8 protein-coding genes are annotated in these 9035 nt (G+C 59.9%); 5 read left to right on the top strand and 3 right to left on the bottom strand.

Annotation, left to right across the window (positions count from 1 at the left end; translation table 11 throughout):
• The first annotated feature begins 196 nt into the window (after positions 1 to 196).
• From D8U71_RS06605 to mnmH, 3 genes are all read left to right on the top strand, one after another.
• The gene (locus D8U71_RS06605) at positions 197 to 1336 is read left to right on the top strand and encodes a hypothetical protein (protein ID WP_241664204.1); all 1140 of its coding nucleotides are present in this window, start codon (positions 197 to 199) and stop codon (positions 1334 to 1336) included.
• 173 nt (positions 1337 to 1509) lie between these two features.
• Entirely contained in the window at positions 1510 to 2544 is a 1035-nt protein-coding gene (gene selD, locus D8U71_RS06600) for a selenide, water dikinase SelD (protein WP_125927237.1), read from the top strand.
• Positions 2544 to 3647, top strand: coding sequence for a tRNA 2-selenouridine(34) synthase MnmH (mnmH, locus tag D8U71_RS06595; protein WP_125927236.1), 1104 nt, complete (start codon positions 2544 to 2546; stop codon positions 3645 to 3647). The genes selD and mnmH overlap by 1 nt, the downstream gene beginning before the upstream one ends.
• 109 nt (positions 3648 to 3756) lie before the next feature.
• Here the strand turns inward: mnmH and D8U71_RS06590 are convergent, their stop codons facing one another.
• The gene (locus D8U71_RS06590) at positions 3757 to 4431 is read right to left on the bottom strand and encodes a hypothetical protein (RefSeq protein WP_024013504.1); all 675 of its coding nucleotides are present in this window, start codon (positions 4429 to 4431) and stop codon (positions 3757 to 3759) included.
• 282 nt (positions 4432 to 4713) lie between these two features.
• Between D8U71_RS06590 and D8U71_RS06585 the strand changes: the two genes are divergently transcribed.
• Together D8U71_RS06585 and hemB are read left to right on the top strand one after the other, a co-directional pair.
• Complete coding sequence (locus D8U71_RS06585) at positions 4714 to 5412, top strand: glutathione binding-like protein (protein ID WP_125927235.1); 699 nt, start codon at positions 4714 to 4716, stop codon at positions 5410 to 5412.
• Between the two features lie 250 nt (positions 5413 to 5662).
• Entirely contained in the window at positions 5663 to 6637 is a 975-nt protein-coding gene (gene hemB / locus D8U71_RS06580; protein ID WP_130887424.1) for a porphobilinogen synthase, read from the top strand.
• A gap of 96 nt (positions 6638 to 6733) precedes the next feature.
• Here hemB and D8U71_RS06575 read toward each other — a convergent pair whose 3' ends face one another.
• A complete protein-coding gene (locus D8U71_RS06575; RefSeq protein WP_024013501.1) occupies positions 6734 to 7177 on the bottom strand; it encodes a hypothetical protein in 444 nt (147 codons plus the stop codon).
• A gap of 122 nt (positions 7178 to 7299) precedes the next feature.
• Complete coding sequence (locus D8U71_RS06570) at positions 7300 to 8826, bottom strand: FAD-dependent oxidoreductase (RefSeq protein WP_024013500.1); 1527 nt, start codon at positions 8824 to 8826, stop codon at positions 7300 to 7302.
• Between the last annotated feature and the right edge of the window lie 209 nt (positions 8827 to 9035).

Genomic DNA, 9035 nt, shown 5'->3' with positions numbered 1-9035 from the left:
AGCAGTTTTGTGACCAGAGGGAGGGAGGTTTTTTGCCTGTTTGAGCGCCTTCGCGAGCAGGCTCGCTCCCACAGGGGACCGCGCTGGATGCGGATGTTTCGGTTGATCTTGGCCGAGGTGGGAGACCCTCGGGGTGGCGGCCATTTCTCAGTTGTTGCTACCGGGTCGATCAAGCAAAACCCGATGGTTATGCTGGTTGAAACTCAATACCTCGAATGGGCTCACCATGCTGAATAATCACAATGAGCCTCTTGTTGATGCGCAATGTGAGGTGATTAGAAGAGCGGGTGATGTAGAGCCGTTCCCAAGCGGAAAAACTATCTATCTCGCACCGTTGCCATTACCTACAGCAATGCCGCCTTATGGGCCTCACATTGGGGAGTTAAACGAAGCATACATGGACTTTGGGCCTGGACTCCCAGAGGTATTTTCGTGGCAGGTAATTCTCGGCGCGCCAACCGCAGGCGCCTTTATGATCATTGTTTTATTTCCTTTATTTACCGGCTTGCTAGGTATTATTTTTGGTTATGGGAACGGGGCGATTTGGGAATCAATGATTGGTGTATTCGAAGAGGCTTACAAGAACCAATTAATCTGCGGCCCCTCGATCCTTCTTATTGGTCTAGGCGTCTGGCACCACGTCCACAAAAAACGCCTCTCCCTCATCCCAACCCGCTTCAACCGCCAACGCCGCGAAGCCTGCTTCATGCCCGAAGGCGCCACCGAACCAGTCTTCATCCCATGGGAATCGCTTTCCGCGTGGATCATCGAAGCCAAGGGCGCCACCCAATTCGGCATCCACCGCCAATACGGCATGGGCATCGGTTTCTACCAAGGTGAAACCCTCATAAGCCAGGAATTTCAATGCGCTGGCCTGGAGCTCGCGATCAGCCATTGGGAAGCGATTCGCGGTTACATGGAGTACGAAGTCAACGACCTCAAATTGGTCCAGGACCTGCAAGACCTGCAAGGCCCGGACGACCCGCCCCACGAAGGCCTGCACACTTTCCGCAATGCCCGCGCGCGAATGCATCAGCAGATCCGTGAAGGCCGCCGCTCGCCGCTGTCGGGATTTTTTTGGTACCTGTATCACGTCATGACTTTATGGACGATTCCAAACCGTTTGGTCGAATGGGAAGTGCGCCGTCTGGAAAGAATCGGCAAGCAGGCGCTGCCGGAAGTCATGCGTGCATGGTCCGAGCCGCTGCCCGAAGAGCAATGGGCCAAGCCCAGTGAAGAGTTGTTGCGACTGAGTGAACAAGTGCGGCGGATGCACAAGCGCCAGCCGCATCGGCCGATTACGCAGATTTTCGCTGAGGTTTGCAGGCGGGGCTGACTGGACGGTGCAGGCAGGTTCGATTGCTTTCGCGAGCAGGCTAGCTCCCACAGGAGACCACCGTACGAATGTGGGAGCGAGCCTGCTCGCGAAGGGGGCCGCTCGGTCAGCACAAAAATCTGCGCGCTCGCGCTCTGCTAGAATCCGCCCCATTCATTGCCAGAGACTCTCCCATGAGCGAGCCGATTCGTCTGACCCAATACAGCCATGGCGCCGGTTGTGGCTGCAAGATTTCCCCACAGGTGCTGGAAGTGATCCTCGCCGGCAGCGGCGCACAGAACCTCGATCCGAAACTCTGGGTCGGCAACGCCTCGCGTGATGACGCGGCGGTGTATGAGATCGATGCCGAGCGTGGTGTGGTGTCGACCACCGATTTTTTCATGCCGATTGTCGATGACCCGTTCGACTTCGGCCGCATTGCCGCAACCAACGCGATCAGCGACATCTACGCGATGGGCGGCGATCCGTTGATGGCGATCGCGATCCTCGGCTGGCCGGTGAATGTGCTGGCGCCGGAAGTGGCGAGGGAAGTGATTCGTGGCGGTCGCTCGGTGTGTGACGCGGCGGGTATTCCACTGGCGGGCGGGCATTCGATCGATGCGCCGGAGCCGATCTTCGGCCTCGCCGTCACCGGGCTTGTGGAAAAGCGCCACATGAAACGCAACGACACCGCTACCGCTGGTTGCCTGTTGTACCTGACCAAACCGCTGGGCATCGGCATCCTCACCACCGCCGAAAAGAAGGGCAAGTTGCGCGCCGCCGACGTCGGTGTCGCCCGCGACTGGATGTGCACCCTGAACAAGCCTGGCAGCCGCTTCGGCAAACTCGCCGGCGTCACCGCGATGACCGACGTCACCGGTTTCGGCCTGCTCGGGCACTTGGTGGAAATGGCCGACGGCAGCCAGTTGACCGCGCGCATCGCCTACGACCGCGTGCCGCGTCTGGACAGCGTCGAGTACTACCTCGATCAGGGCTGCGTGCCGGGCGGTACGCTGCGCAACTTCGACAGCTATTCGAGCAAGGTTGGCCGCGTGCAGGAGTTGCACAAACGCGTGCTGTGCGATCCGCAGACCAGCGGCGGTCTGCTGATTGCGGTCACGCCTGAAGGCAATGACGAGTTCCTCGGTCTCGCCGCTGAACTGGGCCTGAACCTTGCGCCGATCGGCGAACTGGTTGAGCGACAGACGAACGCGGTCGAGGTGATTTGATGCTCCGCGACTGCACCGACTACCGCGATATTTTCCTCAACGACCGGCCGATGATGGATGCCCGCGCGCCGGTCGAGTTTCACAAAGGCGCGTTCCCCGGCGTGGTCAATCTGCCGCTGATGAATGATCTGGAACGGCAGAAGATCGGCACTTGCTACAAGCAGCATGGCCAGCAGGCGGCGATCGAGCTGGGCCACCAACTGGTGTCCGGCTCGGTCAAGGTCGAGCGCATCCAGGCCTGGGCCGACTTCGCCCGGGCTCATCCCGATGGTTATCTGTACTGTTTTCGCGGTGGCTTGCGCTCGCAGATCACCCAGCAGTGGCTGCGCGACGAGGCGGGCATCGACTATCCGCGCGTCGGCGGCGGCTACAAGGCGATGCGCAGTTTTTTGATCGACACCCTTGAGCAAGCCATCGCGCAGTGTGATTTCGTTTTGCTCGGCGGCATGACCGGCACCGGCAAGACCGAAGTGCTGGTGCAGTTGCGCAACGGTGTGGATCTGGAAGGCCACGCCAACCATCGCGGCTCCAGTTTCGGCAAACGCGCGACCGGGCAGCCGTCGAACATCGATTTCGAGAATCGCCTGGCCATCGACTTTCTGAAGAAACGCGATGCCGGGATCGAGCAGTTTGTGCTCGAAGACGAGAGCCGTGTGGTCGGCAGTTGCGCCTTGCCGCTGCCGCTGTATCAGGGCATGCAGCAGCACCCGATGGTCTGGCTGGAAGATCGCTTCGAGGATCGCGTCGAACGGATCCTGCGTGATTACGTCATCGATCTGTCGGCGGAGTTCGCCTCGGTGCACGGTGAAAACGGTTTTGCCTTGTTCTCCGAACGTCTGCTGGAAAGCCTCAACAACGTACAGAAACGCCTCGGCGGTGAGCGCCATTCGCGGATGCTGGTGTTGATGGAGCAGGCGCTGGCCGAACAGGGCCGCAGCGGCACGGTGGAGCTGCATCGTGGCTGGATCGAGGGTTTGCTGCGTGAGTATTACGACCCGATGTATGTGTTCCAGCGCGAGAAGAAGGGCGGGCGGATCGAGTTTGCCGGGGAGCGGGGGGCGGTGATCGAGTATTTGCGCGCGAGGGTGAGTCAGAAGGCTTGAGGCGCAAGCGACTGGCCTCTTCGCGAGCAGGCTCGCTCCCACAGTTGAAATGCGGTTCCCTGTGGGAGCGAGCCTGCTCGCGAAGACGTAAGGTCAGGCGCTACAAATATCAGGTCGGGCAAGTGTCCTTGCCGTTATCCAGCCCCTGTTTGTAGACATGGCTCTGCAAACTGGCCTTGCCGTTGTGCCACTTCAGGGTCAGTACATACAGCGAGTCGAAGTCATCGCCGGCCCAGTCATCGGTGATCTTCTGCCGCTCGCCCACTGCGTTGCCAGCGACCTTGTTGATCAGATCCGGCAGATAACCGTGGGACCAGGCGGTGTAGATCGTCGAGTTGTGGTACTTCTCGTCCAGCAGCTCGCGGGCCAGATCGCTGGTGTCGTTGGCGGAGAACTCGATGTTCACTGGCAGGCCGAGCTTGATCGCGGCCGGGCTGATGGTCATCAGCGGACGAATGTAGCTGTAGGAATTGTCCAGTTCGCCTTCCTCGACGTTGCGCGTCGGGTTGGCGGCGAACACGTAGTCGGCCTTGCCGAATTTTTCCGGCAGCAGCGTCGACAGGTCGATGGCGCGGTTCAGGCCCTGGCAGTTGAGCTGGCCGAGGCCGCCTTCGGGCTTTTCCGCGTGGCGCAGGAACACCAGCGTCTGCGTGCCGTCCGCTGGTTGTGCGCGGCTTTCGCTGGATTCGAGGGACAGAAACAGCGCGCTGACTGCCAGCAGGGAGGGCAGGGCCACGTACGCGCGATGTTTGAAGCGTTTGGCGAAACTCATCAGGTTCGTCATCAATTCGAAGGTTCTTCAGCAAAAGCGGTTAAGGCTGACAAACCTTGGCACCGCGGGCTCCCAGCACCGGGTGTTTCCCTGTCATGAACAGCTTCCTCTGCGAGAAAGGCATAACTCAGAGTCCTGTAACGCCGTTTGGTTCGTTCCAGGCCAGTGCGCAGCACTCTAGCGGCAACCTTTGCGGGCATGCAGGCAGGTTAGCGACAGGATGTTACGGTTCGTGTAGGCGCAGCGGCAGGCCTACTTTATGATCGGTTTTCAATTTGTGACTGGATGCTTCCAATGACCGATCTGTCTGCATTCCCGATTACTCAGAAATGGCCGGCGCAGTACCCGGACTGGATTCAGCTCTACTCCCTGCCGACTCCCAACGGCGTCAAAGTGTCGATCATGCTCGAAGAGATCGGCCTGCCGTACGAGCCGCACCGCGTCGGTTTCGACACCAACGACCAGACCTCGGCGGAATTTCTCTCGCTGAACCCGAACAACAAGATCCCGGCGATCCTCGACCCGCATGGCCCGGAAGATAAACCGCTGCCGCTGTTCGAATCCGGCGCGATCCTGATTTATCTGGCCGACAAGAGCGGTCAGTTGCTCGCTCAGGAAGGCGCGCTGCGCTACGAGACCATCCAATGGCTGATGTGGCAGATGGGCGGCATTGGCCCGATGTTCGGCCAGCTCGGTTTCTTCAACAAATTTGCCGGCAAGGATTACGAGGACAAGCGCCCACGCGATCGGTATGTCGAGGAGAGCAAACGCCTGCTTAATGTGCTCAACACTCGCCTCGAAGGCCGCGACTGGATCATGGGCGAGCGATACACCATCGCCGACATTGCCACGTTCCCGTGGGTGCGCAATCTGCTTGGCTTCTATGAGGCCGGGGATCTGGTCGGGATTCAGAGTTTCCCCAATGTCACACGGGTGCTGGAGCGGTTTCTCGCGCGCCCGGCGGTCATTCGTGGCCTGACCATCCCGTCCTGACCCAACACAGTCGCCACTGTGGGAGCGAGCCTGCTCGCGAAAGCGTCGTATCAGACAACATTTCTATGTCTGACCCGGCGCATTCGCGAGCAGGCTCGCTCCCACAGGGGGAAATGCGCGATCAGCAGCAGGATTATTACAAGCCCGGTAACGCTCTCTTGATTGATCCAGGTTTGTCCCGCACCCGCCGCAAGGCATAAGCTTCGCCCCTACGACTTTCGTCTCATCCGCTGTTTTCAGGAAAGGCCCCATGTCCAGTCAGTTCCCCGAAGCACGTCCCCGCCGTCTGCGCCGCAATGCGAGCCTGCGCAGTCTGTTCCAGGAAACCGAGTTCAGCCTGAACGATCTGGTCCTGCCGATCTTCGTCGAGGAAGACATCGACGACTTCGTGCCGATCACCAGCATGCCCGGCGTGCAGCGCATTCCCGAGCGCAAACTGGCCAGCGAAATCGAGCGCTATGCCCGTGCCGGCATCAAGTCGGTGATGACCTTTGGCGTGTCCCATCATCTCGATGCCAACGGTAGTGACACCTGGCGCGAAGACGGGCTGGTCTCGCGCATGTCGCGCATTGCCAAGGACGCCGTGCCGGAAATGATCGTGATGTCCGACACCTGCTTCTGCGAGTACACCGATCACGGCCATTGCGGTGTGATGCACAACCACGAAGTCGACAACGACCAGACTCTGATCAATCTCGGCAAGCAAGCCGTGGCCGCCGCCCGCGCCGGGGCTGACGTAATCGCACCGTCGGCAGCAATGGACGGCCAGGTGCGCGCGATTCGCCAGGCGCTCGACGCTGCCGGCTTCACGCAGATTCCGATCATGGCCTATTCGACCAAATTCGCCTCGGCGCTGTACGGTCCGTTCCGCGAGGCCGGTGGCAGCGCGCTCAAGGGCGACCGCAAAAGCTATCAGATGAACCCGATGAATCGTCGCGAGGCCCTACGCGAATCGCTGCTCGATGAGCAGGAAGGTGCCGATGCGCTGATGGTCAAACCGGCCGGCGCCTACCTCGACATCATCCGCGACATTCGCCAGGCCTCGAACCTGCCACTGGCGGCGTATCAGGTCAGCGGCGAGTACGCGATGATCAAGTTCGGCGCCCAGGCCGGTGCGATCGACGAAGAGCGCGTGGTGCGCGAAAGTCTTGGCGCAATCAAGCGTGCCGGGGCGGATCTGATCTTCACCTACTTTGCGATGGATCTGGCGTTGGCGGGGATCTGAGAAAGGAATCGCAACTTGCAGCATTGCCTGTATGGAATGGTTGCTCCTTGTAGGCAGAGGCGTCAGGTTGCGATCGTCTCCATGACTCGATTTTTATCAGAAAAGAGCTTTGCTGAGTTTGACACCTAGCGACGCAGTGACATACAGCGTTGGAGCACCAGTTTTGTGTTCGATTGGATCGAATTCAGCTTTGATTCCTCCACTGAAACGAGTTTTATTTTCAGAAATCGTTAGATGCAAGATTGATTGATTGGGCGATGCGTACGTCCAACCTGCATGATTTGCAAAGTACACTGCGGCGTACTGGTAGTAGGTCGAAGGTATTTCATATGTTCCATCTTCCAGATCTCTGAAAATTTGAAATATAAAAGACCTGTCGTTGGCCTCCGTTCTCCCTCGGAACTCATATTTTACCCGCTGGGTTGAACGCAACTCGATCAAAGCAGCATTTAAAGGTTGGTGGTCGGCGACTTCGAACAGTGCGTTTAATGTTCCAGTGACCTCTATGTCTTGCACTTGGTCTGCGGTGGACAGTTCCATCTTGATTGCTCCTTGAAAACGGTGAGCAATGATTAGAGGTGGCGCTGCGCAATGCGTCTACTGTCAGAGTTGACAGGTGTTCAGGTCTTTCCGACGAATGGCTGGCCAACGAGGTGTGAAGGTCACTGAAAAGGCCGGATACCGTGATCGCGGAAGTAGCGTTCGATCACCTTCGGATCGGCACTGTTGTCGGCAATCGCCACATAGGTATCCGGCCGCAACAGATAAAATCCGTTGCGCCCCAATCCCGCCGTTTCAAACGCCGGGCGCCAGTCGAAGACGTGCAGCGGCAAGTGGTGTTCGGCGCACCAGGCGATCATCTCGTCGCTGGTGTCGCCGTACACATGCACCTGCCAGCACGGCTGCCGTAGCGGCTCGAAATTATCTCCTTCGCCATCATGCGCCCACGGCAAGCGGTCGCCGCCGTGCACGTGGCCGGCTTCACCCTGGCTCAGTGGCATGCCGCGATAGTTGAGGGTGACTTGCGAGACCGTGCGAAACAGGAATTCGCGGCTGGCTTCGAACCCGGCCATTTTCGGCAGCAGAAACGGCGCCACACGCATCCGTAGCAGATCGGCCATACGACCCTGCGCGGTGACGAAACTGAAGACCTTGTCGGTGGTGGAGACCAGTCGGCGAGCGAAGGCGATGCGCTCGGATTCGTAGGTGTCGAGCAGCCTCGGCTCGGCGCCACCACTGAGCACGGCAGTGAGTTTCCACGCCAGATTGATTGCATCGCCAATGCCCGTGTTCATGCCCTGGCCACCGGCCGGACTGTGTACATGGGCGGCATCGCCGAGCAGAAACGTCCGGCCGTTGCGAAAGTGCTCGGCCACGCGGTGATGCACGCGGTAAGTGGAGAACCAGTGTACGTCTTCGATGTGCACTTTCAGCTGCTCGATGGCGCGGCTGCTGACGTCGGCAAATTGCAGGGTTTCGGCACGCTCGGCGCGTTCGTCACGCACCGTGCCGATCAGTCGCGCGCGGCCTTCGCCGGCCAGTGGAAACACCGCGAGAAAATCCGCTTGGTCCAGGTCCAGATGCAACTCGCCATTCAGCGCCGGGCCGCTGGCCGTGATATCGGCGACGTAGAAAATCTGCTGATAGGTGCCGCCGGGGAAGTCGGTGTCGAGGGCTTTGCGCACCACCGAACGGGCGCCGTCGCAACCGGCCAGATAGCAGGCCTGACAGACTTCCTGCCGGCCATCGGGCAGGCGCAGGTGGGCGGTGAGGGTGTCGCCGGTTTCCTCGAAGCTGTCCAGTGCGGTATTGCGCTCGACACTGACGCCGTAGTCTTCGAGGCGCTCGAGCAACAGCCGTTCGTGCTCGTCCTGCGGGAAAATCTCGACGAACGCGTAGGGCGTCAAGCCTTCGCCGATGCGCTTGAGCGGCAAGTGCGCGACCGGTTTGCCGTTGACCCAGAAATTCGCCGCCGCGACCTGATGGCCGCGACGCACAATGGTGTCGGCCAGATCGAGTTGGCGATACAGCTCGAGGGTGCGTGCCTGCACGGCCAGAGCGCGGGAAGTGGAGCCTGGCGCCGAGGTCTTGTCGATGATGCGCACGCGCACGCCGAGTTTGCTCAGCCACAGCGCCAGGACCAGACCGGTCGGGCCGGCACCGATGATCAGCACGTCGCTGCGGTTCATGGGGCTGTCCTCCTGTGGCTGTGCAGCAAGTATGGATCAGCGGGAGAGGGTGGCCAGTGTGGTCGGCCAGACGGAGTAAGGCTGCGTGGTAGTCAGGCGAGTGGGGCTGTTCGGTGTTCGGCTGAAGATGTTCGGTGTTGCCCGAATCGATCCCCCTCACCCCAGCCCTCTCCCCCAAGGGGGCGAGGGGGAAAGGGAGCCGATCTTCA

Origin of the sequence: Pseudomonas sp. Sample_21, from assembly GCF_004307525.1 — a bacterium.
GTDB lineage: Bacteria > Pseudomonadota > Gammaproteobacteria > Pseudomonadales > Pseudomonadaceae > Aquipseudomonas > Aquipseudomonas atacamensis.
Note: the sequence above shows the minus strand (reverse complement) of the source record. Positions and strands in the feature narration are given on the sequence as shown.

Coding starts and splice junctions, on each gene's coding strand:
- selD (WP_125927237.1), top strand. CDS start 1,510: ATGAGCGAGCCGATTCGTCTGACCCAATACAGCCATGGCGCCGGTTGT.
- D8U71_RS06585 (WP_125927235.1), top strand. CDS start 4,714: ATGACCGATCTGTCTGCATTCCCGATTACTCAGAAATGGCCGGCGCAG.
- mnmH (WP_125927236.1), top strand. CDS start 2,544: ATGCTCCGCGACTGCACCGACTACCGCGATATTTTCCTCAACGACCGG.
- hemB (WP_130887424.1), top strand. CDS start 5,663: ATGTCCAGTCAGTTCCCCGAAGCACGTCCCCGCCGTCTGCGCCGCAAT.
- D8U71_RS06590 (WP_024013504.1), bottom strand. CDS start 4,431: ATGACGAACCTGATGAGTTTCGCCAAACGCTTCAAACATCGCGCGTAC.
- D8U71_RS06570 (WP_024013500.1), bottom strand. CDS start 8,826: ATGAACCGCAGCGACGTGCTGATCATCGGTGCCGGCCCGACCGGTCTG.
- D8U71_RS06575 (WP_024013501.1), bottom strand. CDS start 7,177: ATGGAACTGTCCACCGCAGACCAAGTGCAAGACATAGAGGTCACTGGA.